Source organism: Paraburkholderia sp. JPY419 (genome assembly GCF_050435705.1).
Lineage (GTDB): Bacteria > Pseudomonadota > Gammaproteobacteria > Burkholderiales > Burkholderiaceae > Paraburkholderia > Paraburkholderia youngii.
Genome location: NZ_JBNDKV010000002.1, coordinates 33,300 through 57,419, shown reverse-complemented (window position 1 = coordinate 57,419; position 24,120 = coordinate 33,300). Strand labels below are relative to the sequence as shown.

The following is a 24,120-nucleotide window of genomic DNA, read 5'->3' as shown; positions in this document are numbered from 1 at the left end:
CCAAGTGCAAAGCAATGGACCGCGCACACTGAAGGGGCATGCGGATGACGAACGGCAATTTAGCCGACGGGCGGCCCCAGTTTCATCGATCAGGGTGCTGACAAATCTGCGCGGACGCCAGCCGATTTCCTATACTGCATCGACTGGCCCCCCTACCCTGGAGCGAACATGAGCGTGATGAAAGGTCGTGTCGGGCGCACGAGTCCGATGGGCGCATCGCTTATGACGGATGGCACCGGCTTTCGCACATGGGCGCCCAACGCAACGGCCGTGTTCGTCGTGGCGGGTGCGGCGCTCGAACCGACGCTCGCGCAAGCAGGCTGGCAGCCCGCGTCGGATGACGCAATGGAGCCGCTCGGCGATGGAACGTGGGGCGGCTTGCTGCTGTCGATCAAGGAAGGTGATCCTTACCTGTTCTACGTCGAAGGTGTGGGCGGCAGCGGATGGAAACGCGATCCCTTCGCGCGCGAACTCAGCTTTGCTCCAGCCTATCCGGCTTCCTGGTGCCTCGTGCGCGATCCGGCGACTTATCCGTGGCATGACAGCGCGTGGCAACCTCCCGCCTTGCGCGAGTTGATCGTCTACCAGTTGCATGTCGGCACATGGTGGGCGGAAGACGAGCGAGGCAATGACGTGCGCGCCGTACGCAGCGGTACGTTCCTCGATGTTGTGGCGAACCTCGACTACCTGCTCGCCCTCGGCATCAACGCCATCCAGCTACTACCGATCCAGGAGTTCGAAACGGGTTATAGCTTGGGGTACAACGGCACGGATCCGTATTCCCCCGAAATTCCCTATTGCGTTTCACCCGACGACCTGCGCCGGCGGCTTGCCGAAATCAACGCGATGCTCGCCGGTAAAGGTCAGCCGGCGCTGACGCAAACGGACCTGACACCGGGAATCAACCAGCTCAAATGCCTCATCGATCTGTGCCATTTGAAGGGCATCGCTGTGATTCTCGACCAGGTGTATAACCACGCGTTCGGCCACGATAGCCGGGGCATGTTCGACCCCAGAAGTATCTGGTTCTACGACTGCCAGCAAGGTCCTGATCCCAATCGAAGTCTCTACTTTACTGACCAGACATGGATAGGACCGATCTTCGCCTATTGGCAAGACGGGGTCTGTCAGTTCCTGATCGACAATGCGCGGTTCTATCTGACCGAGTATCACGTCGACGGCCTTCGTTATGACGAAGTCAGTGCCATTGTGAATCACGGCGGTGAAACGTTCGCGCAACACCTGAGCGAAACCGTGCGCGCGACGCGACGCTCGGTGGTGCAGATTGCGGAGTACTGGAACGGCGATCGGCCACGCGCGGTCGAGCCGCCTCCTGGCGGCTTGGGCTTCGACGCCGAACTCGCGGACGGCATGCGAGACAGTGTGCGTGCACTGCTCAAACAGAGCAGTTACGGTTTGTCGGCGAGCCTCGACCTGTCCGCAGTCGCAGACGCTTTGATGGCGACACCCGTCGAGGCATGGAAGCTCAACACGTGCCTCGAAAATCACGATCTGACCTACGCGGGCCATGTCGGCGCAGCGCGGCTGCCGTTTCTCGCGGATTCGAGCGACCGTCGCTCGTGGTATGCACGCAGCCGCGTACGCGCGGCCACGACGCTACTGCTTTGCGCGCCGGGCATTCCACTGTTGTTCATGGGCCAGGAGTGCCTGGAAGACAAGAACTGGAGCGACGACCGCAGCACTAACGGACTTATCTACTGGGCGGGGCTGACGGCGGCGGACCCGTCGATGCGCGATTTTCTGCGTTGCTCGACGGATCTCGTACACTTGCGGCTCGCGTTGCCGGCACTATGCTCCACAAGCGTGCGCGTATCCCGCGCGAACGATTTCGACCGCGTGCTGGTCATGCATCGCTGGATCGAAGGTGTCGGCAGCGACGTGATCGTCGTGGTGAGCTTCGACGAACTCCCCAAGCATGCATATCAGATCGGACTGCCGACGGCAGGGACGTGGCGCGAAGTGTTCAATAGCGACGTCTACGACGGCTATCCGAATCCCTCACCGGTTGGCAATGGTGGCAGTGTCGACGCATCTGGGCCGCCATTGGATGGTTTTGTGGTGTCCGCATGGCTCGAGGTGCCCGCGACCGGCTCACTCGTTTTCGCGAGGGGCTGATCCCGACCGTCGACTGCCTGACAGCTTGGGTTAGCGTGGTTTGCAGGGAATTGGTCAAGCCAAGAGCTCAAAAACGGAAACGACATCTTCGATTGCTTGAGACCATGTCGCAGCTCAGTTTCCGAACGCGTTCCCCGCGGCAAAGCTGTTTTCAACACGCGTAAGGGTCCTGCGTCCGCTGAACTGAAGTGCCCTCGATTTGCGCCTGGCGATGCCCTACCCCGGAAGGGCCCCCGTCGTACCGGGTTGTTTGCTTTTGCGGCGCAGTTCTTCGGTCGTTTCGCCTCCGCCGTCCGGCAGCCAGCCCCGGCGGCTGAATCACGTGATTGATCGCGATCCACGGGCTCTTCGCGTTGAACATATCGCGAACCAGCGTGGCCCAGTGCTCGAACTCGACGACGAGCGGGTTGCGCGACGTGATCGGCGTCACGAGACCGTAGTGACACGGTTCGTCAGCGCTTCTTCCACGTGGGATGGCGGCCGCCGCCGTGACCGCGCACGCGGCAAGAGTCGTGTAATCGTTAATGGCGCGTCTCGCGCCGACTGAAGGGTCCGGCGGAAAATAGGGGCACCCCCACGCCGACGCTCCCTTCTACGTAATGTGAACCGGTCAGGGAACCCTCCGCCCGGAGCACAGAATTGGACGGGCATGGGACCGCGTAGCAGCTTCAATCCCACCTCGATAAATGGAAACCGCTTTCGTTAATGGAGCGTGCGGTTAGAAAAGACGTTCGAGGATTGCCGTGCTGCGGGACCGATTTTTGCTGCGCCGGATATCGCCGGGCACATCGTACGCGGCAAACATGCGCGCTTTGTCGATCACTAGTGTTAGCGAGCTTTTGGCGGAAGGCGAAACCGCGCCCAGTTCGACAGTCGGAGTGATGCACTTGGGTAAGTTGCCCCGCCGAGGAGACGACAATGACAACGAAGGCTTTGGGCCGGCGGTTCGTGCCGGCGTTTGTACTAGCGATCGGCCTTGCCGGGTGTGGCGGTAGTGGCGATCCGGCCGGAACATCGGCACAGGAGAAGGCGGTAGCCGGCTCCGCGGGTCTAACCTCGGACAGTGCGTCGGCCCCTTCCGCAATCGTCAAGCTACAGCGCTACAACATTGATCCGGCGAAAGTCTTCGTCGCAGGTATCTCCTCTGGCGGTTTCGCGGCAGTGCAGATGCACGTTGCTCACTCGTCTACCTTCAAAGGAGCCGCTGTTTACGCTGGCGGGGTGTATTGGTGTGCAGGCGCCGGAGGAGCCGCCACAGCTTTGGCGAACTGTGGCGGCGAGACGCTACCGACGAATCAGGCGTCGTATAACAGCACGCTGGTGCCATCCGAGGCGTACCTTGACGCGCAATCGTCCCTCGGGACCATCGACCCGGCGACGAATCTGCGTGGACAGCCGGTCTATCTGTGGTCCGGCACGCTGGACGAGGTCGTCAATCCACGTGAGATGGCCGACCTCGACTCGGAATACGCACATTACGGAGCGAACGTCCATTTTGACAATATGTTTCCCGCCGAGCACGGCTGGGAATCGCCTGACGGCGAACTTGCGTGCGGCACTCTCGGGAGTCCCTACATGGTGCGCTGTTCGGCCAATGGCGAAGTCTACGATTCAGTCAAAACGTGGTTGACGATGTTCTTCGGCCCATTGAAACCGCGCGAAAACGGAGCGCTGAAGGGTACGCTGTCTTCATTCGATCAAACGGAGTTCGGGGCGTCCGAAAACGTTTCGATGAGTTCGACAGGCAGCGTTTTTGTTCCCCAAGCCTGCGCGAAGGGTGAAACGTGTGGATTCGTGCTCGCTCTGCACGGCTGTCTGCAGGAGGCATCACTTATCGGAAACCGCTGGGTCACCGAGGCCGGCATCAACGAATGGGCCGACACGAACAAGCTTGTGGTCGTGTATCCCGACACGTTCGCGTCGTCTGCGCCGGGGCCGACCAACCCGAACGCATGCTTCGACTGGTGGGGCTACTCCAATCAATACGACCCGAACTACGCGCTCAAGAGCGGCTTGCAGATGTCCGTGCTCTACGGGATGGTGCAACGCGTGACTGGCCGACCGTAGGGTCGTCCTGGTACGGTTCGACCCGGGCGCCGATGGCCGCCGACAACACTATCAACGGAGCGGATTTCGGTTTATTTCAGTCCACCGTCCCCCTCCTCTGCCTCCTCCGCCCCCGTTCCGGGATTATGAGCGGCGGCTAACTATGTGGGCCACAAGTTGAACGGTTACTTCGGTGCAAACTGTGATGGCGTCGTTGCGGCTGAGAAGATTGATCAAGAATTCGCAGTTGGCGAATTCAAGCATTCCGATGGCAAGCGCGCCAGCGGCGGGACAACCAATCTTCCCGCTTACGGGATCTGGCCTGTGGCGTCTGACAGCAAGAGGTCCACTTACCGAAACCCATGAGTATCCCGGCACGAACTCTCCCATTGGGTGCGGTGAAAATTCTTTGTATTACTTCACATTTACGATCTCACGTGCGCGTCCATAACTTATAGCGCCCGTGATATCTGTGTGCTCCTCTGGAGTGGCGCATGCATGCGTTCAAAGTCCTACGCGGACGACGTCTCACGGTCTTCACATGCTCGGGTGACCTTTTCGCCCGCCTGCGTTCGAACTGACCGTGGCGGTAATTGCAGATTGTCACTTAGAGCCGACAGTGAACCTTGTGGCTGGCGGACTTGCCGGCAGGCGCAGGTCTATGGTCGACCGTTCATCCCCAAGAGGTGACCTTCGCCCAATAGGGGATCCGCCGGCCGAACTGGGTCGACCTGCCGCGATCATCCGTTGCGGGCCGGCAAGAGATTCTCAATTCAGCTACCGGACCGGTTTGGCCAACTGGGGGCAGAAGACGAGACGCCCAAATCGCTCCGTGCTCCACAAATATCGGCCTATCTGTCGTTGGCCGACCTTAACGGATCTCGGCAGCAGAAAGGTCGCGCTGATGTGTGGCAATCTGCCATCTGTTTCCCCACGGATCTCTTACCATCGCTCGCCTGTCGCCGTATGGCATGTCGGTCGGAACTTCGAGTGAGATCGCATTCGCCGCAATCGCCCGCTCGTAGGTCGAATCGGCGTCCTCGACGTAGACATACAGAAACGCCGGCATCGGATCGCGAAGGCCGTCTCCGCCGCTAACCATCACCACAGAATCGCCGATCACGATTTCGGCAGGCCGCCCGTGATGGAATTCGCCCTCTGCCTGAAACACCATCTTGATGAATGTGATCAGGTTTTCCGGATCGCTTACGACGATTCGGGGCGTGACGGTATGCCATCCATCGGGCCGAAATTTACCCATGTTGGGCATGCTCGGAAGAGATTCGCAAGGGCATTGTCCTCCGAGCGCCGGATGTCCGCAAAGGGTGGTCGGGCTCAGCCGACCAAGTCGGACAGCACTCGGCCAGCTGCAACCTTTCGCCGCCGATAGCAGTCTGCCACTCGCGTGACCGTCATGCTTCGTCATCGGTCAGACGGCCGTGGAGACCCCAATGTACTCACTCGGGGCTTCTACCGGGCTGTGTCAGCGTAGTCGGCGCTCCGGTCCCTGCACCTTCAGGTTGTAAGTGAAGTCCGTGTCGTCCCGCCTCCCACCGCAACGCGTTCGCCCGCCTCAGTGTTTGCAAATGCGGCGCAGGGTATGGTTCTTGCGCACTCGTAGCGATGCCCGCGAATTTTCTCCCAATGTTCGACCGCGAGTCTCGCGGCTCGCGGCGGAAGCTTTGATACGGTTCAACTATGACGATCAGCACAAGCCCCGCTGCGGCTCGGCACATGGAGCACGATGCCAGCCATTTCGTCCAGTTCTACGAGTCCGACCTCGAATTGATCGAAGACGTCGGTGCGTTTTTGCAACGCGCGCTGAACGCGGGCGGGGTTGCAATCGCGATCGCCACCGCCGATCACATTGCCTCGATGGCATTACGGCTCGACGCGGCCGACGCTGCCAGGCGTTGTAAGGACGATGCCATTTTCGTCGACGCGCACACGGCGCTCGACGGCTTCATGGTCGACGGGTGGCCGGACGAAGCGCGCTTCATGTCGACGGTCGGGGCGCTCGTCGCGCGGACCGTGCGACGGGGGCAGCCGGTGCACGCGTTCGGTGAGATGGTCGCGATCCTGTACGCGCAGGGCCTCGGTGAAGCAGCGCTGCATCTGGAACACCTGTGGAACGGACTCGCCCGCGAGCACCGGTTCTCGCTCTTCTGCGCGTATCCGGACCGGGAGTTCATCGGCGCGGAGCATACGCTGCTATTTCGTCACATTTGCGACGCACACCAGCACGTATTCCTTACCCGTACGTTGCGCGACGCGAGCGCTCACGACCTGCACCTGAGGCTTGCGCTCGCGCAGCAGCGGGCGACGTCGCTCGAAGACGAGATGCGCCGCCGAAAGAGCGCCGAGCTTCAGCGGGATGCCATGCTGATGAATTCGCCGATCGCGTCGGCCCTGCTGCTCGGCAACCGGCATACCTTCCAGTTGACGAATCCCCGCTATCTCGCGATGGTCGGCCGCGCGGACCTGATCGGCCTCCCTTATCTCGACGCATTTCCGGAGGAGGCGGGCGGCGCGACTGTCGCCGCGCTGCAGCGCGTGTTCGCCGATGGGGTGCCGATCGTCCATGAAGAGTATCGGACAAACAGGCCCGGCGACACGGACGAGCGCGTCTATACGCTTCATTTCGAACCGTTGCGCGCGTCTTCCGGAAACGTCGACGGCGTGATCCTCAGTGCGGTCGAAGTGACCGGCTATGTACGCGCACGTGAGGCCGTCGAGAAGTCGCGCACCGAGCGCGAAGCACTGCTCGCGGATCTGCGCAACGCGAACGGTGCAAAAGATCGATTTCTCGCGATGCTCGGCCATGAGCTTCGCAATCCGCTCGCGCCGATCTCGACGGCGCTCGCGCTCGTGCGCAAGCAGAACGGCGGCAAGACCGACAAACAACACGAGATCATCGAGCGTCAAGTGGCGCATCTATCGAGGCTCGTGGAGGACCTGCTGGACGTGAGTCGCATAACCCGCGGCCCTATCGAACTGGCGCGCGAGCCCGTGCCGATCGCGACGGTGCTCGCGCGCGCGGTCGAGGCAGCGAACCCCGTGCTCGAACAGCGCTCGCAGACCTTGTCGCTGGACCTCGCAGACGATGGCGGCATCGTCTGCGGTGACGCATTCCGTCTCACTCAGGTGTTCGGTAACCTGCTGAACAACGCGGCAAAGTTTACGCAGACGGGTGGGCGCATTCATGTGAAAGCCGTGACGAGCGCCACCGAAATCGTCGTGTCGGTGGCGGATAACGGCGTCGGAATCAGCGCGGATTTGATGCCGCGCATGTTTTCGTTTTTCGAGCAGGGAGAGACGACGATCGACCGCTCGAACGGCGGGCTCGGGGTTGGTCTGGCGCTGGTGAAGAACTTTGTCGAGCTGCACGGTGGCACGGTCGTCGCAAGCAGCGACGGACCGGGTAGGGGCGCGACGTTCACCGTCACTCTCCCGCTCGCACCGGCGCCCACGACCGACTGCGTGGAGCAGCCGGCCGTGCCGCATCCGCTCGGCAACGGAGCGCGTGTGCTGCTGGTCGACGACAACAAGGACGGCCTCATGGCGATGGAAGCTTATCTCGTCGAGATGGGGTTCCACGTAGCGACGGCGACCGATCCGGCGACCGCGCTCGAGGCGGCGGCGGCATTCTCGCCGGCGTTCGCGATACTCGACATTGGTTTGCCCGGAATGGACGGTTATCAGCTCGCCCGCGCGCTGCGCGCACAGCACACGGTGGCGCCTGTCAGGATGTTCGCGCTGACCGGCTACGGGCTGACCGACGACCGCAGGCGTTCGAACGAAGCAGGATTCGAGCGGCATTTCGTCAAGCCGGTTGCGCTTGCGGAACTGGTCGAAGCGCTGACCGGAGCATCCCGCGCGGAGCGGGCTTCGGTGTAATGGATTTCTTCAAATCAGTTCGCTATTTTAATGCTTATACAAAAGGCAGCGTTATCTGAAGAGGACACTTGTTGACAACGGTTGGATCAGGGGACATCCGCTCACGCAAGTGAAGAGGATCCAGTTGCGGGGAATATGGCTACTTTCCAGACTCACCGACAGATGCTGCCCTACTCCTCGTGCGCGCGGTATCCATTCCAACATGATTGCCGCAATAAGGCGGGTTATGGCGACATTCCGCACGCCCATGTCCGGCCAGCCAGATCCCGTCGCTGCCCGATGTGACGTGTCCCGCTGCCCTTGTTCGTTATGACGTCGCTTCAATGGCGGCTTCCGAGGTATGACGGCTGTCGATGTTGACATCGGGATCGGCAGCAGTTCGGCCAATGCCGACGTTGAACGAACGCCGCTCACGCGGCTGGTCAACGACTCGGACCGGTCATTCGTCAAAAGCCCGAATCGAACGGCGGCGACCATTCTGACGAATGGGTGAAATCGACCCACTTCGGACGATGGATCCCGTGCTATCTCAGAGGCGCCTCCTAAAGTACAGCTGCCATTCGTTCTGGAGATCCGGCGCGCGTCTTCGCCGCGAGGACGGACTAAAGTGGGCGTGGGGCGTTATATGACTGTGGCGGGGCGGCCATCATGACTCAGATAAGGCCGTCAGACGAGCTTGCCAGGATTGACCGGAACATACGGGATTGCGAACGACGTATCTCAGAGCAAAAGCACCGCCTCGAGCCGATCAAACAGCGCGCGCACAATCGCCAGGATGCCGAACAACTATACGGAAATTTGATCGCTATCCTTCACGCGCTTCAGGAGCTTCGTGACGTGGTCAAGAAGAAATAGAAGAGCAAAGGAGCGATGTATCGAGATTGCTTCAGCAAGTCAAAATTCCGCCTTCTGATCGGACGGCGAGGCCGATCCCGCTCGCCCCCCCGGTGCGCAAGGCCGCGCGAACGCTGACCATCGAATCAAGCGCACCCAGGCGCAGTTCCCAAATTTCGCTGAGTTGGTGGAAACTCTGACCGGTCCCGCAGAGCAAATCGACGCCCGCGCCTTTGCAGACCGGCGCGCCGGCCTCCCGCGCGATGGTGCCGATCGCCCGGCCTTCGATCTGCGCGATCGCGCGCGCTGCTATGCGTGTCCAGTTCAACATGCACACATAGCCGGCTGGGCATACAGGCTGCGGATCGCCGCGCTCGCACTGGAACGTCAACCAAGGACTCGGCGAAATCGGAGCGACAATGAATATGTATTGCGCTGCACGTATGCACGCGCGCACGCAGGCGGCGCGGACATGTCGATCGGCGCTCGATCCCGACATCACGGAGGCATAGGCTCGCGATGAACTTTCGTCAGTTTGAAGCGCTGTACTGGATTACACGGCTCGGCAGCTTCCATGCGGCCGCGCAACACCTCGACACGTCTCAGCCGGCGATCTCCGCGCGCATCCGCGAGCTGGAGCAGGAGCTCGGCGTGACGGTGTTCGACCGCTCGGGGCGCAAGGTGCGGCCCACGCCGAAAGGGCATGAGCTACAACATTACGCAACGCAGATCATGGCCATCGCCGCCGAGATCCAGCAGCGCGTCGGCACGCGCGAGGCGCTGTCCGGACGCATCCGGCTCGGCCTGCCCGCCGCGCAGGCGCTCACCTGGCTGCCCGGTTTGCTCGAGCGGGTCGCGCAGACCTATCCGGGCCTCGTCGTCGAGTTCACAGTCGAAACCAGCGAGCTGCTAGAAGCGCTGATGCGCGAAGGGCGCCTCGACGTCGCCGTGCTTGCCGGGCCCGTGAGCTTGCCGAACGTCACGGCCGAATCGCTCGGCCAGGTGCCGATGGCGTGGCTATGCAGTCCCAGGCTGACCGTGCCGCCGCGCCCGATGCGCGCGGCCGAGCTGGTGCTGTGGCCCGTGATCTCCGCACAGGAGGGCACGCGTCTGCACGCCGCGACGATGGAATGGTTCCGCGCGGAAGGCGTCGAGCCGGCGCGCCGCCACGCATGCTCGAGCCTGCCCACGCGGATCCAGCTTGCGGTGCAGGGTTTGGGCATCGCGCTAGCCTCGCCCGCGGCGGCGCGGCGCGAGCTCGAGGAAGGCAAGCTGCAGCATGTGGCAACCGTTCGCCCGCTGCCGTCGCTTGAATATGTGATCGCGTATTCGGATATCGACCCATCGCCGGCGGGTCGGATCGTAGCGGGCATGGCCAAGGCCTTGATCGCGCAGAAGCCCGACCTGCAATCGTTTTATTCGTACTACGCCGACTCGGAGTCGCCGTCGTAGTTATCGTCAACGATCAATCATTTTTATCAATTACCGGTATTTTCCCGCAATTCGTATAAAAACCGTTGACCGTAGATAGCGGCGGCACCTAGTCTGAAAAACATCGTGCGGCCTCGAGTGGCGGCAAATGCGATGGAGGAGACGGTGGTGCGTCCGGTGATGAAACTGTCGATTGCGGGACTGCTTCTGATGCTCGGCACGGGGCTGCCGGTGAGCGGCGCGCAGGCCTCGGAGATACGCGTCGGCTTCATTCAGGATGCGCTGACGCTCGACCCCGCGAACCCGGGCGACCGCAATACCGAGGTCATCATCCGCAACATGTACGACGGCCTCGTGACGCGCGATCCCGCGATGAAAGTCGTGCCTCAGCTGGCGCAATCGTGGCGACAGCTCGATCCGGTCACCTACGAGTTTACGCTGCGTCCCGGCCTGCATTTTCATGACGGCTCGCCGCTCACCGCCAAGGACGTGAAGTTCGCGCTCGACCGCGTGCTGATCGGCAAGATCGGAGGCCAGACCAATCCGCGGCGCGACCTGCTCGGCCCGCTCAAACGCGTGGAAATTGTCGACCCGCTCACGGTGCGCCTCGTGCTGTCGGTGCCGTGGCCCGTGTTGCCGGCGATGTTGCCATTCGAGGAGATCGTCAGCGAGGCGTACGTCAAGAAGAACGGCGACCAGGGCCTCGTCACCGAGGAGGACGGCACCGGTCCGTTTCGCCTCAAGCAATGGGATCGCGGCGACACGATCGTGATGGAGCGCGTGCCCGACTATTACGGCGGCTCGCCCGACATTCCGCCGGCCGGCCCTGCCCACGTGGACCGCGTCATCTACAAGATCATGCCGAACGATGCGGCGCGAGTGTCCGCGCTGCTCGCGGGCGATGTCGACATCATTAACTCGCTGCCCGTCACGAGCATCCGTCGCGTCGAGGCTGACCCCGACACGCGGGTTGAGACCGTCAACAGCACGCGCACGTTCTTCGTCGCGATCAATACGGCAAGGCCGCCGTTCAACGATGTGCGCGTGCGGCAGGCGTTGAACTATGCGGTGGATCGCAAGCTGATCGTCGCCAAGCTGCTGGATGGCCTCGCGACGCCGCTGAACGGCGTGCTGAGCCCCGACGCGTTCGGCTTCGATCCTAACCTGCCCGACTATCCGTACGACCCGGCCAAGGCCCGCGCGCTGCTGGTCGAAGCGGGCGTGCACGACCTGCACTTGACGATCGATACCGATGGCGCCAACAAGGGCGTCGCGGAGGCGATTGCGTCGCTGCTGTCGAGGTCGGGTATCACGGCCAAGGTGCAGGTCTGGGAGCTCGCGGTGCTCACGCCGATCTGGCGCAACGCGGCCAAGCGCAAGGATCACGACTTGCTCCTCACGTCGTGGGGCAATGCGACGCTCGAGCCGTCCGACATCATGATGCCGACGATCCGCAGCGGCGGACGCGCGAACACGGCGGGCTACTCGAATCCCGAAGTGGACAAGCTGCTGGACTCCGCCGAGACCGAGCAGGATCGCGACAAGCGCCGCGCACTGTACTTCAAGGTTCAAGAACAGGTGCATGCGGACGCGCCGTGGGTGTTCCTGTGGCTGCCGCGCGACGTCTACGGCGTGTCGAAGCGCGTGCACGGCTGGAGGCCGCGGCCGGACGGCATGATCGACCTGTCGCGCGCCTCGGTGGAGTAGCCACGATGCGACTTGCCAAGCGCTTCATTCACCTGGTGGCCGTGCTGCTCGTCACGAGCCTCGTCGTGTTCGCGATGATGTGGGCCACGCCCGGCGACCCCGTGCAGGTGATGCTCGGCGATCAGCGCGTGTCGGTTGAGCAGGTCGTCGCGCTGCGCCACGACATGGGGCTCGATCTGCCGCCGGCGGCGCGCTATGTCAGCTTCGTCTGGCGTGCGCTGCACGGCGATTTCGGGCGCAGCTTCTTCCATCATCGCGCGGTGCTCGGCGTCATTGCCGAGCGGCTGCCCGCGACGATCGAGCTCACGCTCGCCGCCGCGGTGCTCGCGCTTCTCATCGGCATTCCGCTCGGCTTGATCGCGGGCGTAAGACGCGGCAGCGTGCTCGACCGGCTAACGAGCGTGGGGTCGCTGGTCGGCGTATCGATTCCGGGCTTCTGGCTCGGCCTGATGTTGATGGTGGTGTTCTCCGTGACGTTGCATCTCTTCCCAGTCTCGGGGCGCATCAGCTACGACGCGCGGCCGCCCGAGATCACGCATCTGCTACTGCTCGACAGCTTGATCGCCGGACGGCTTGATGCGTTCGGCAATGCGCTGCGGCACCTCGCGCTGCCCGCGCTCACGCTCGCGATACCGATGGCCGCCGTGCTGATGCGCGTGACGCGCACCTCTGTGATAGACGTGATGCGCTCGGACTATGTGCTCTTCGCCGAGGCCAAGGGATTACCGCGGGGGCGCGTGCTGCTGCTGCACGTGCTCAAGAACGCGCTCGCGCCCGCCGTCGGCGTGACCATGCTCGAGATCGGCGCGCTGCTCGGCGGCAACATGATCGTCGAGACGATCTTCTCGTGGCCCGGTGTCGGGCGGCTGGTGGTCGAGGCGATCTTCGCGCGCAACTATCCGCTGGTGCAGGCGGCGGTGCTGCTTTATGCCGTGACGTTCGTGATCCTTAACTTCATCGGCGACCTGCTGTACGGCGTACTCAATCCACGTATCCAATCATGAGCGAGACCCTGACACTGTCCCCTTCGGCCCAGGCGTTGCTCCGTTTTCGCCGCGACTGGTTCTCGTTCGCCTGCGGCGTGTTCGTGCTCGCGGTCGCGGCGGCGGCGCTGCTCGCGCCGCTGATCGTGCCGCACGATCCGAGCGACTCCGACTTGCTGCGGCGCCTGCAGCCCCCCGCCTGGATGGCGGGCGGCGACTGGGCGTTCCCGCTCGGCTGCGATGGGCTTGGCCGCGACGTGCTGTCCCGCCTGATCTACGGCGCGCGCATCTCGCTTGGGATCGGCGTCGGCGTGGTCGTCATGTCGACGCTGATCGGGACGATAGCCGGCGCGCTCGCGGGCTTCTCGCGCGGTGTCGTGGACGCGGTGCTTTCGCACGTCGCGGACGTGCTGCTCGGCTTTCCGTATCTCGTCTTCGCGATCGGCTTGATGGGCATGATGGGACCCGGCATCTTCAATATCGTGCTGACCCTCGTGCTGAAGGAATGGGTGGTGTCGTTTCGCGTCGTGCGCGGCGAGATGCTCGGCGCGCGCGAGCTCGACTACGTGGAGGCCGCCCGCGCGCTCGGCTGCTCGCGCCTGCGCATCGTGTTCGGCGAGGTGCTGCCGAACATCCTGTCGCCGGTGCTCGTCGTCGCGACGACCCGCATCGCGAGCGTGATCATCATGGAGGCGAGCCTCTCGTTTCTCGGCCTCGGCGTGCAAGCGCCTGCGGTGTCGTGGGGCGGGATGGTGTCCGACGGGCAGGACTTCATGCCCGACGGCTGGTGGGTTGCCACCATGCCGGGGCTCGCGATCCTGCTGCTCGTGCTCGCGATCAACCTGGCGAGCCAGGGCATGCGCGAAGCGTTCGATCCGAGGCTGCACCGATGAGCGCCGCGCCCATTCTGCGCATACGCGGTCTGCGCACGCAGTTTCCGACTGACCGCTCGCTGGTCCGCGCCGTCGACGGTGTCGATCTCGACGTCCATCGCGGCGAATGCCTCGGCGTGGTCGGCGAGTCCGGCTCGGGCAAGACCGTGACGTTTCTCTCCGCGCTCGGCCTGATTGCGCCGCCGGGCGTCGTGAAAGCCGACAGCATCGAATGGGAGGGCCGGGACATCGCGCACCTGAGCGCGGCGGCGATGCGCGCGCTGCGCGGGCGCGAGATCGCACTGACCATGCAGGACGCGCTGACCGCGCTGAACCCGGCGCTGACGATAGGCACGCAGATCAACGAAGTGCTGGTCGCGCACGGCGCGGTTCATTCGGCCGCGGCGCGGCGGCAGCGCGCGCAGGAGCTGCTACATCTGGTCGGCATTCCCGAGCCCGCATCGCGGCTGCGTGCGTATCCGCATCAGCTCTCGGGCGGCATGCGCCAGCGCGCGATGATCGCCGTGGCGCTCGCTTGCGCGCCGAGGCTTCTGATCGCCGACGAGCCGACCACCGCGCTCGACGTCACCGTGCAGGCGCAGGTGCTCGAGCTGCTGTCTGAATTGCGCATGAAGCTGAACATGAGCGTCGTGCTGATCACGCACAACCTCGCGGTGGTCGCGGAGCATTGCGACCGCGTCGCCGTGATGTACGCGGGGCAGGTCGTGGAGACGGGTCCGGCGGCGCGCGTGATCGCGGAGCCGCGGCATCCGTATACCGCGGGGCTGCTCGCCTCGCTGCCCGCGCTGGAGCATCCCGAGCTGCCGTTGACGCCGATGCCCGGCCGCGCGCCGGACCCGGCGCGCTGGCCCGAGGGCTGCCGCTTCGCGGAGCGCTGTCCGCTGCGAGAAGCCGCCTGCTCGGCGCCTCAGCCGCTGCGCGCGGTCGGCGACGGCGAGGCGCGCTGCTGGAAGGCGCGGGAGGACGCGCCGACGGTCGAGGACGCGAAACTTCGGGAGAACGGAGCATGAGCGCGCTGCTGGAAATGTCGGGCGTGAGCCGCGATTTCACGATGCACCGGTCGCTGTTGGACAAGTTCGCGGGCCGCCCGGCGGAACGCGTGCGGGCCGTGACCGACGTCGATCTCGCGATCGCGCCGGGTGAGTGCCTGGGACTGATCGGTGAGAGCGGCTGCGGCAAGAGCACGCTCGGCAGGCTCGCCCTGCGGCTGCGCGAGCCGACAGCGGGCGCGGTGCGGTTCGCCGGGACCGATCTCGGCGCACTCGATGCGCCAGCCCTGGCCGCGCTGCGCCCGCGCATGCAAATCATCTTTCAGGATCCCTATGCATCGCTGAATCCGCGGCGCAACGTGGAGGAAATCGTCGGGCTGCCGCTGCGGCTGCACGAGCGGCTGACGAGAACCCAGCGCCGGGAGCGCGTGATGGAAGCGATCGAGTGGGTCGGCCTGGGCGCGCAGCATCTGCAGCGCTATCCGCACCAGTTCTCGGGCGGACAGCGCCAACGCGTCGGCATTGCGCGGGCCCTCGTGCTGCGGCCGGAGTTCGTCGTCTGCGACGAGCCCGTGTCCGCGCTGGACGTCTCCGTGCAGGCGCAGATCGTCGCGCTGCTCGCGCGGCTGCGCAAGGAGCTCGGTCTCGCGTATCTGTTCATCTCGCACGACATCGCGGTTGTGGCGCACCTGAGCGATCGCATCGCGGTGATGTACCTGGGCCGGATCGTGGAAAGCGGGCCGGCGCGGGCGATCGTCGATGCGCCGCGCCACCCCTATACGCAGGCGCTGCTGTCGGCCGTGCCGCGCGCGCACGGGCCGCGCCTCGAGCGCATCCGGCTCGCGGGCGATCCGCCCTCGGCGCTCCATCCGCCAACCGGCTGCGCGTTCCATACGCGCTGTCCGCACGCCATGCCGATCTGCAGCAGCGTGACCCCGCCGCTCATCGAGACGGAGCGCTCGCGCTTCGTCGCCTGCCACCTGTACCCGGCGTCGGCGCCGGGCGGCCTGGCGCCCCATCCACAGAAGGAGATCACGACGTGCAATCCCTGAAGATCATCTGCCCGAACGGCCATCTCGGCTTTGCGCCGCTGAAGCCCGAGAGCTTCGAACTCGGTGTGCGCGCCGCGCCGCACTACATCGCCGCGGATTCCGGCAGCGACGACGTCGGCCCCGGGCCGCTCGGCTCCGATACGTCGACGAGCCCGCTCGCCTGGCAAACTCAGGACCTCGAAGCGATGCTGCTCGCCTCCCGGCGCCTCGGCGTGCCGATGATCATCGGCTCGGCGGGCGACACCGGTACGAACAGCCGCGTCGACCGGTATCTCGCGATCATCCGCGAGCTCGCCGCGAAGCATCGGCTTGCGCCGTTCCGGCTCGGCTGGTTCTATTCGGACGTGCCGAAAGACCGCGTGGCGGCCGCCATGCGCGTGGGCAGCGAAGTCGCGGGCCTCGATGGCCGCCCCGCGCTGACCGAGGCCGAGCTGGAGGCGACCGAGCGCATCGTCGCCGTGGCAGGCGTGCATCCCTACATCAAGCTGCTCGAAGCGGGCGCGGACGTGATCATCGGCGGCCGCAGCAGCGATTGCGCGATCTTTGCCGCGCCCGCGATCCGCCACGGGTTTCCCGAGGCGCTCTCCTACTATCTCGGCAAGGTGCTCGAGTGCGCCTCGTTCTGCGCCGAACCGTATGGTGCGAAGGAGACCGTGCTGGGCGAGATCACGCGCGACGACGTCCGCGTGACCGCGATGCATCCGGCGCAGCGCTGCACGGTCGCTTCGGTGGCCGGCCATGCGATGTACGAGCGCTCGAATCCGTTTCATGAGTACGTCGCGGGCGGCTTGCTCGACATGACCGATTGCCGCTACGACCAGTTCAACGAGCGCACAACGCGCGTGACCGGTCCGCGCTTCGTGCCCGCCGAGACGTTTCGTGTGAAGCTGGAAGGCTCGGGCAAGGTCGGCGAGCGCTACGTGGGCCTCGTCGGCATACGCGATCCCTACTCGATCGCGAACGTGGATGCCGTGATCGGCTGGGCGCGCCAGCAGGTGCGCGAGCGCTTCGGCGACACGGGCTACGAGCTGCACTACACGGTTTATGGACGCGACGGGGTGATGGGCGAGCTGGAGCCGAAGCGCGCCGAGCCTGCGCACGAACTGGCGATCCTGGTCCAGGGGGTGGCGCCGACCGCACACATGGCGGAGGAAGTCTGCCTGACCGGCAGCCGCCAGATGTTCTACGCGCGTCTTCCCGAGGTGCAGGGGACGGCAGGGTCCGTGGCCTTTCCACTCGACGAAGTGATGCGCGCGAGCCCGGCATATCGCTGGACGCTGAACCATACGCTCGAAGTCAAGGATGGCCTCGAGCTGTTCCCCACCTTCGTCGAGCCCATTTCGGCCTGAGGAAAACGACCATGCAGATGACGACACTTTCGGCGCTCGCGAAAACGGTGCGCAGCAAGAATGCCGGCGTGGATAAGATCACGTTCGACGTGATCTTCCGCGACCGAGAGATCTACGAGCATGTGAAGCGCTGCCGCGTGCTGACGCGCGAGACGGTCGCGGCGCTGTTCTCGATTCCGGATTCGCGCATTTCCGATTTCGTCGAGTTCGATCCGGCGTATGCGATCAAATTCACGATCTATCGCTTGAAGCCGAGCGGCAGCGCCGGGGATGCGGACATTTTCGGCTCGCAGCAATACGCGCCGTTGCTGAGCGTGGCGGTGCCGGCACCGTGATGCGTGTCGGGCGGTCCCCATAGTGGACGGTCGCACCTCTGACGTGGATCACGCGACTTCGCGCGCAGCGCGCCATCACAAACGCGGGCCCGACAGCTTCGCCAACGTGCATTCCGTCGACATCAACCGGGCTCGCCGCACCTCACCATCAACCCGCCGCCGCGCGCAATCTCTCCTTCTGGCCGCAGAGGGACACTCCGCGGTTTCCTCCCTTCTGGTTTGTCCAACGCCTGCCCGCATGCGCTGACACGCGCTTGCGAGCCTGCGGATATGGGCAGGCGTCGAACAAACCTAAAGAAGAGCAACATTCGTCTTCGCCATTGGAATGGCCGTTTACTGAGCGGAACCGACGCCTGAACGTTAGAGCGACGCGACGGGCGAATGAGACTTCCTGGCCGGTTGTACGCATTCAGCTCCCGTCATTTGAAAGCCGCCGTTCCCTACGGCAGCGGCAGCTTTGTGACGCCGTATCTGAATGGGTACAACCGGCCATCTTCGGCCAATCGCCCGCATCGCGAACAAGGTGGGAAGGGATTACGGGGCAGAACGGCTGCGGCGATGTTCGAACGCATACGCCGGCCTCGCGCCGGTCACTGAAGGCGTTCTGGCACGGCCACGGCGCGTCATCTGCCTATGCTCGCGCAGCACGCGGGCGAAGGTCGATTCGCTGCCGATGTACACACCTTCGTCACCCAGCATCGGCACGATGCGCGCCGGCGGCATGTCGGCAAAGCGCGACTCATTGGCAACGCGCAGCACGTTTGCCCGCTCCTCCGGACTCAAGGCGTGCGCGGGCAGCGGGCGCGTCGCGCCGGGCCGGGCGTCGCCCTTGACGAGCCCCTCACAGGCCTTCCAGCGCTGCAGGGTACGCACATCAATTCCGGCGCACTCGCACGCCAGACGCAGGCGTGCGCCAGCCACATTTGCCGATTCGATTTCCCGGGCCAGTCGTTGGCGATCCTCGAGGCCGATCATTCGTCGTCGCCCTTGTCTGTGTTGAAGATCGCCCCGAGTTTTTTTGAATGTCTTTCCGTAACGCGCCAACTCGCTCTCTCTTTATCGCCCCCAGATCCAAGTTTATCCAGGCGACAACCATTCTGACGCGGGGGGACATGATCGGTCTCCTAGGGCGACGAACCGCCATCTGACATGTCGCAGCGCGCTCAGTGGGTGCGCCGTGGCGGGCGGAACCGCATATCCACTCAACGCAGCCAGAATTCAGGGCCGCCATCGAGCCGCACTCGGATACGGATGTTCGTTGCCCCAGTCCGTTAGTTCGTTCGGTTGCGCATCCCGGTTACAGCTGGCTGGAATTATTTTTTCGCGAGAAAGCACTTGCTGCAGTTCTTGCGAGCGTCCTGCGCCGTTCCTCTCAAAGCTTCACGCAAAAGATTCGATTGGTGTAACCGGCGTTCAGAATCAGGCGAATTAGCTGGTGTATCCACGACGGATACCACTCAACTCAATCACTGGAGAACGTCCATGTCCGCAAAAACCACTGTTAGTTCGGCCCTGCTCGCAGGTGCCATTGCAAGCCTCCTCGCTTCGGTCGCTCATGCCGCGCCGCTCACGAAGGAAGAAGTGAGCGCCGCCATGGCCGCACACAAGGAAAAGTGTTTCGGCGTCGCGCTAAAGGGGCAAAACGACTGCGCCGCCGGCCCAGGCACAACCTGCCAGGGAACGTCGACGGTCGACTTCCAGGGCAACTCGTGGAAATTCGTCCAGGGCGGCACCTGCGCGAGCATCGTCGTGCCGGGCGGTGGCCACGGTTCGCTCACGGCGATCAAGTCCTGATCTCGACTTCGACGAAAGGGGGGACGGTCATGAGCACCTCCACGCAATCAGCGGCGAGTTCCGGCCCTCCCCTTCGCGCAGCGCCGGGGGCGGCCGGACTTGCGGGCACCAGCTTCAAGCACGAACATTTCGCGGCGATTCTCGAACACGGGCTGCAGGACGGCTTCTTCGAAGTGCACGCAGAGAACTATATGGGCGCTGGCGGGTTTCCGCACCACGCGTTGAGCGCAATCCGCGAGCGCTATCCGGTCTCGCTGCACGGTGTATGCATGTCGATCGGCGGACCGGATGGGCTCGACGCCGGCCACCTCGCGCGCTTTGGTGAACTGGTCGCGCGCTACGAACCAGCGCTCGTTTCCGAACATCTCGCGTGGTCCTCGCACGGTGGTACGTTCTTCAGCGATCTGCTGCCACTGCCTTACACGAGGGCGACGCTCGACCAGGTCTGCGAGCACATCGATCAAGTGCAGGAAGCCATTGGACGTCCGATGCTGCTCGAGAATCCATCGACGTACGTGGCGTTCGCCTCGTCGACGATGACCGAAACTGAGTTCATCCGTGCTCTCGCACAGCGCACTGGCTGCGGGCTGCTGCTCGACGTCAACAACGTTTTCGTCTCGGCGACCAATCACGGTTATCAAGCACGCGCTTATCTCGCGGATTTTCCTCTCGAATATGTCGGCGAGATTCACCTGGCCGGCCACAGCGAGCAACACGACGACGAACACGCGCCGTTGCTCATCGACAGCCACGACCGCGCCGTAGCCGATCAGGTATGGGCGCTCTACCGCGATGTGATCGCGCGCACCGGACCGATGCCCACGCTGATCGAATGGGACAGCCAGTTGCCTGCATGGTCCGAACTGCGCGCACAAGCACTGGCGGCCCGGAGAATTGTTTGTGAACTTGCCGGCAAGGATGCAACAGAGTCCGATATATATCACCCGAAGCGCGTCGGCCATGAAGCCTGAGCAATCCACGATCGACTACGCGACGGCCTTCGCGCCGGGACTGACGAACCCCGAACTCGCCACGCCGACAGGCATCGTGGCTGGGCACGGCAAGGGCATCGTCAAGCGCTACAACGTCTATCGCAACAACGTCACGGTCAGCCTCATCGATGCGCTGGCCGCGATCTATCCGGCCGTGCAGCGCATCACGGGCGTCGAGTTCTTCCGCGCGATGGCCCGCTTTCACGTGCGAGCAACGCCACCGGCTTCACCGCTGTTGTTCGAGTACGGACGCGATTTTCCGTCGTTCATCGAAACCTACGAATACGCACGTCACATGCCCTGGCTTGCGGATACAGCACGCATCGAGCGCGCGTGGCTAGACGCGTATCACGCCGCGGATGCCGTACCGCTCACGGCCGAGGCATTCGCGAGCATCGATCCGGGTTCGCTCGCGCAGGTGCGCTTCGTCCCGCATCCGGCCGCGCGCATCGTGCGCTCGCGCTACCCGGCCGTCGCGATCTTCGCAATGAACCGGGCGCCCGGCCCCGTCACCACGCTGCATTCGAGCGACGCAGAAGACGCGCTCGTCACGCGGCCCGAATACGACGTGATTGTCCGGCGCCTGCCCGCGGGCCGCGCGGCGTTTCTCGTAGCACTCCTCGAGGGCATCCCGCTCGGCGCCGCCGCGCAGGCCGCCTTCGATGAGAGCGACACCTTCGATCTGGCGGCCAGCCTGGCCGCGATGATTTCGGCCGGCGTGTTCGCCGCCGTTCAACTGGGAGCGTAATCACCATGCAAACTCGACAAGACTCCAGACCGTCCTTTGCGGGCAACGTCGCGCACGCGATCGGATGCGCCCGGCGCTTCATCGAACGGCTCGCACAACCATCGTTCGCGCAACTCGTGCTGCGCCTCGCGCTGGCAGTGCCCTTCTGGAAATCGGGCATCCTCAAGTGGCACGGTTTCCTGCAGCTCAACGACACGGCCATCGATCTTTTCACCGACGAATTCAAGCTCCATCTTCCCGGCGGCCCGTATCCGTTCCCGGCGCCCGCCCTTTTCGCGTTCCTCTCCGCGTGCGGCGAGGTCGGGTTTCCGGTGCTGCTCGTGCTCGGATTCGGAACGCGCTTCGCGGCCGCCGGATTACTTCTGATGACGTGCATCATCGAACTGACAGTGCCGGACGGCTGGCCGATCCACATCACGTGGGCTGCCATGGCGCTCGGCATCGCCGCGTGGGGTCCCGGCGTGATATCGATCGATTATCTGCTCGGTGACCGCGCGTACCGCTCATGAAAACGCGAGAACCGCTCGCCCAGCGCGCGTGCGACGTGTCGCCCGTCGAGTGCAACGCCGCCGGCCCGAGTGCGGGCCCGCTGGCCGGTGCGCAGGAATCGCTCGTCCGTTCGCTCCGTTGCCCGGAGATGGTGGTCCTGTCCTGGGGTGTTTGGTACGTGCTCGCGATCGTCATCACGACCGCAGTCGGCCCGGCCGTCGCGCCGCATTGTCTGCGCTGGTGAGCTTTGCGCCGACGCCCTGTTTGCCGTGATGGTTCGCTCGAAATGGTGCCGTATGCTCCGAAATGCCTTCAAATACCTGCTCCGCTTCGCTCCCAAGGTACGCGCGCTTTGCATGCCGTGGCTTCTTCTTGCCACTCGCGTCTGGTTCGGACAGGTCGTGCTCGTGCAGCAGATCATGGCCATGGCGGAAAGCCATCAAGGCGGTGTAACCGGCGCCGGATTGCATGCTCCGTCCAGCGTTGAGACAGCGCTGCACGGGATCGTGCCGCTCCTGCTCACCGCTGGCCTCCTCACCCGGCCCATAGCGCTGGTGTTGCTCGTTGGTGGATACGGATCGATCACCCTCGGTCCGGGCGGCGCAACGCTTGTCCTGCTCGCGTGGCTGGTCGTGCTGGGTCCAGGCACGTTTTCCCTCGACGCGATGCTGGGGCGGGGCCTCGCGTGGGTTCCCCTTGGGCCGGTCCGGCAGATCAGGAAATTCTATGAGCTGATCGAACGATATGTGTCACCTGCGCTGCTGCTCGTTTCGCGCGCGGGCATCGCGGCATCGCTCTGTCTCGCTTGCGCATCGACGCCTTCCCTGTTCGAGCCGGCCGTTCATCACAGTCTGGCAACACTGTTTGTCTATCCCTCATGGATCGCCGCGATGCTCGCATTCTGCATCGCTTTCGGCTGCATGACGCGACCGGCGATGTTCATCTATGCCGCCATGGTTCCACTCGCTGGCATAGCGATGTCCATGGACGACCGGCTCGCAATTCTTCTCGTGCTACTTATGTTTGTAGCCACGGGGCCCGGCGTCATTTCGGTGGATCAGTTATTTGCTCACTGGGTGCTCAACAGCCCGGGCAGCGCAGAAGGCGGGTTGGATCGGCATCCACATGTCGTGGTGGTAGGCGGTGGCTTTGGTGGGATCGAGGCAGTTCGCGGTCTGCGCAATTCGCAGTGCCGGATCACCCTCATCGACCAGCGGAATCATCATCTGTTTCAGCCACTGCTGTACCAGATCGCGACTGCAGCGTTGTCGCCCGGGGAAATCGCAACGCCGATCCGAAGCCTCTTTCGCGGACAGCGAAACGTACTGGTACGTCTGGGAAGAGTCACGGGCATCGACACCGCCGCCCGCGAAGTGCTAGTCGGCGCAACCCGCCTGGAATTCGACTATCTCGTACTGGCGACCGGCGCACGTCACAGTTACTTCGGCAACGATCATTGGGCGCCGTACGCGCCCGGGCTAAAGAGCATAGAGGACGCAACCTCAATCAGGAGCCGTCTGCTACGGGCATTTGAAGAGGCGGAAACTGCTGCCGACGAAGCAGCCCGTGCCGCGTGGCTGACGTTCATCGTCGTTGGCGGAGGACCAACGGGTATCGAGCTGGCCGGCGCCATCGCGGAACTGGCGCACCATGGGATGGACCAGGAATATCGCACCTTCGATCCGTCGAAATCGCGTGTCATTCTGGTTCATGCAGGGCCCCGCGTTCTGCCGACTTTCCCGCCCTCCCTGTCTGCAGCCGCGGAACGCTCCCTTCGAAAGCTGGGTGTCACGGTCCACCTCAATACCAGGGTGCTGGGCGTGGATGAGGATGGCGCCGATCTCGGTAAAGATCGAATTGCATCCCGTACCATCCTGTGGGCTGCCGGGGTGGCCGCGTCTCCGGTTGCCAAGTGGCTAAACCAGCCTGAGGACGCGTCCGGACGAATCAAGGTGAACGACGACCTCTCTGTTCCGGCAGTAGAAGGCGTCTATGCAATTGGCGATGCCGCTTCGAGTCTGGGCTGGAATGGAGCATCGGTACCGGGGTTGGCGCCTGCCGCCAAACAGCAGGGAAAATATGCCGCGCGGGTTATCGACGCGCAGCTTGCGGGTCGCCCTCGTCCACCTCCGTTTCGATACAGACATTTCGGAAGCCTCGCGACGATCGGGCGTCAGGCCGCAGTGGCGGAAATCGGCCCCATCCGCATGTGGGGTGCGCCAGCGTGGTGGTTCTGGGGCGCCGCACATATCGCGTTCCTCACCGGTGGCCCAAACAGGTTGAAGGTCATTCTGGATTGGCTGTGGGCCTATGTCACCTACCGACGCAGCACCAGACTCATTACCGATCCGGCTTCCGACAGGCGCTCGGATTGATATTCGCAGTGCGCACACCGGCGCTTACTGCGCTCTGAGCCTCGCCTGCTGAAGCTCGCGCTTCATGCCT

19 protein-coding genes and 2 pseudogenes are annotated in these 24,120 nt (G+C 63.8%); 17 read left to right on the top strand and 4 right to left on the bottom strand.

Annotation, left to right across the window (positions count from 1 at the left end; genetic code table 11):
* Nucleotides 1–168: 168 nt before the first annotated feature.
* Entirely contained in the window at nt 169–2,136 is a 1,968-nt protein-coding gene (locus QFZ91_RS06470; protein WP_429566705.1) for an alpha amylase C-terminal domain-containing protein, read from the top strand.
* A 216-nt stretch (nt 2,137–2,352) separates the two neighbouring features.
* On the opposite strand, the pseudogene QFZ91_RS06465 reads toward QFZ91_RS06470, so the two are convergent.
* Nucleotides 2,353–2,593: pseudogene (locus QFZ91_RS06465) on the bottom strand (sterol desaturase family protein); the annotation flags it as partial.
* A 461-nt stretch (nt 2,594–3,054) separates the two neighbouring features.
* Here QFZ91_RS06465 and QFZ91_RS06460 point away from each other — a divergent pair.
* Nucleotides 3,055–4,203 (top strand): extracellular catalytic domain type 2 short-chain-length polyhydroxyalkanoate depolymerase, encoded by a 1,149-nt coding sequence (locus QFZ91_RS06460; protein WP_429566704.1) that lies wholly within the window; start codon nt 3,055–3,057, stop codon nt 4,201–4,203.
* Nucleotides 4,204–5,053: 850 nt separating this feature from the next.
* On the opposite strand, the gene QFZ91_RS06455 is transcribed toward QFZ91_RS06460, so the two are convergent.
* A complete protein-coding gene (locus QFZ91_RS06455) occupies nt 5,054–5,452 on the bottom strand; it encodes a VOC family protein (protein ID WP_429566703.1) in 399 nt (132 codons plus the stop codon).
* Nucleotides 5,453–5,916: 464 nt separating this feature from the next.
* On the opposite strand from QFZ91_RS06455, the gene QFZ91_RS06450 reads away from it, so the two are divergent.
* Nucleotides 5,917–8,079 carry an ATP-binding protein gene (locus QFZ91_RS06450; RefSeq protein WP_429566702.1) on the top strand — a complete coding sequence of 721 codons (2,163 nt, stop codon included), beginning with the start codon at nt 5,917–5,919 and terminating at the stop codon, nt 8,077–8,079.
* An 886-nt stretch (nt 8,080–8,965) separates the two neighbouring features.
* Here the strand turns inward: QFZ91_RS06450 and QFZ91_RS06445 are convergent.
* The gene (locus tag QFZ91_RS06445; RefSeq protein WP_429566701.1) at nt 8,966–9,244 is read right to left on the bottom strand and encodes a hypothetical protein; all 279 of its coding nucleotides are present in this window, start codon (nt 9,242–9,244) and stop codon (nt 8,966–8,968) included.
* Nucleotides 9,245–9,432: 188 nt separating this feature from the next.
* Between QFZ91_RS06445 and QFZ91_RS06440 the strand changes: the two genes are divergently transcribed.
* From QFZ91_RS06440 to QFZ91_RS06405, 8 genes are all read left to right on the top strand, one after another.
* Nucleotides 9,433–10,365 carry a LysR family transcriptional regulator gene (locus tag QFZ91_RS06440; RefSeq protein ID WP_429566700.1) on the top strand — a complete coding sequence of 311 codons (933 nt, stop codon included), beginning with the start codon at nt 9,433–9,435 and terminating at the stop codon, nt 10,363–10,365.
* Nucleotides 10,366–10,524: 159 nt separating this feature from the next.
* Complete coding sequence (locus QFZ91_RS06435; RefSeq protein WP_429566699.1) at nt 10,525–12,051, top strand: ABC transporter substrate-binding protein; 1,527 nt, start codon at nt 10,525–10,527, stop codon at nt 12,049–12,051.
* Nucleotides 12,052–12,056: 5 nt separating this feature from the next.
* A complete protein-coding gene (locus QFZ91_RS06430; RefSeq protein WP_429566698.1) occupies nt 12,057–13,055 on the top strand; it encodes an ABC transporter permease in 999 nt (332 codons plus the stop codon).
* Nucleotides 13,052–13,927 carry an ABC transporter permease gene (locus QFZ91_RS06425; RefSeq protein WP_429566697.1) on the top strand — a complete coding sequence of 292 codons (876 nt, stop codon included), beginning with the start codon at nt 13,052–13,054 and terminating at the stop codon, nt 13,925–13,927. The genes QFZ91_RS06430 and QFZ91_RS06425 overlap by 4 nt, the downstream gene beginning before the upstream one ends.
* Entirely contained in the window at nt 13,924–14,937 is a 1,014-nt protein-coding gene (locus tag QFZ91_RS06420) for an ABC transporter ATP-binding protein (RefSeq protein WP_429566696.1), read from the top strand. The genes QFZ91_RS06425 and QFZ91_RS06420 overlap by 4 nt, the downstream gene beginning before the upstream one ends.
* Nucleotides 14,934–15,968: an ABC transporter ATP-binding protein gene (locus QFZ91_RS06415; RefSeq protein WP_429566695.1), complete on the top strand. Its 1,035-nt coding sequence runs from the start codon at nt 14,934–14,936 to the stop codon at nt 15,966–15,968. The genes QFZ91_RS06420 and QFZ91_RS06415 overlap by 4 nt, the downstream gene beginning before the upstream one ends.
* Nucleotides 15,956–17,317: an acyclic terpene utilization AtuA family protein gene (locus QFZ91_RS06410; RefSeq protein WP_429566694.1), complete on the top strand. Its 1,362-nt coding sequence runs from the start codon at nt 15,956–15,958 to the stop codon at nt 17,315–17,317. Before QFZ91_RS06415 ends, QFZ91_RS06410 begins: the two co-directional genes overlap by 13 nt.
* 17 nt (nt 17,318–17,334) lie before the next feature.
* A complete protein-coding gene (locus QFZ91_RS06405) occupies nt 17,335–17,652 on the top strand; it encodes a DUF4387 domain-containing protein (protein WP_429566693.1) in 318 nt (105 codons plus the stop codon).
* Nucleotides 17,653–18,249: 597 nt separating this feature from the next.
* Here the strand turns inward: QFZ91_RS06405 and QFZ91_RS06400 are convergent.
* Nucleotides 18,250–18,672 (bottom strand): annotated as a pseudogene (locus tag QFZ91_RS06400) (IS3-like element ISAzo10 family transposase); the annotation flags it as partial.
* Between the two features lie 462 nt (nt 18,673–19,134).
* On the opposite strand from QFZ91_RS06400, the gene QFZ91_RS06395 reads away from it, so the two are divergent.
* From QFZ91_RS06395 to QFZ91_RS06370, 6 genes are read left to right on the top strand one after another with little or no spacing between them, the layout of a single operon-like run.
* Nucleotides 19,135–19,446: a BufA1 family periplasmic bufferin-type metallophore gene (locus QFZ91_RS06395; protein ID WP_176377740.1), complete on the top strand. Its 312-nt coding sequence runs from the start codon at nt 19,135–19,137 to the stop codon at nt 19,444–19,446.
* Between the two features lie 29 nt (nt 19,447–19,475).
* Nucleotides 19,476–20,417 (top strand): MNIO family bufferin maturase, encoded by a 942-nt coding sequence (bufB, locus tag QFZ91_RS06390; RefSeq protein WP_429566692.1) that lies wholly within the window; start codon nt 19,476–19,478, stop codon nt 20,415–20,417.
* Complete coding sequence (locus QFZ91_RS06385) at nt 20,407–21,186, top strand: DNA-binding domain-containing protein (protein ID WP_176377738.1); 780 nt, start codon at nt 20,407–20,409, stop codon at nt 21,184–21,186. Before bufB ends, QFZ91_RS06385 begins: the two co-directional genes overlap by 11 nt.
* A gap of 5 nt (nt 21,187–21,191) precedes the next feature.
* Nucleotides 21,192–21,695 carry a DoxX family protein gene (locus QFZ91_RS06380; protein WP_176377737.1) on the top strand — a complete coding sequence of 168 codons (504 nt, stop codon included), beginning with the start codon at nt 21,192–21,194 and terminating at the stop codon, nt 21,693–21,695.
* Nucleotides 21,692–21,919, top strand: coding sequence for an NrsF family protein (locus QFZ91_RS06375; protein ID WP_429566691.1), 228 nt, complete (start codon nt 21,692–21,694; stop codon nt 21,917–21,919). The genes QFZ91_RS06380 and QFZ91_RS06375 overlap by 4 nt, the downstream gene beginning before the upstream one ends.
* Before the next feature lie 52 nt (nt 21,920–21,971).
* The gene (locus QFZ91_RS06370) at nt 21,972–24,050 is read left to right on the top strand and encodes an NAD(P)/FAD-dependent oxidoreductase (RefSeq protein WP_429566690.1); all 2,079 of its coding nucleotides are present in this window, start codon (nt 21,972–21,974) and stop codon (nt 24,048–24,050) included.
* Nucleotides 24,051–24,120: the final 70 nt, after the last annotated feature.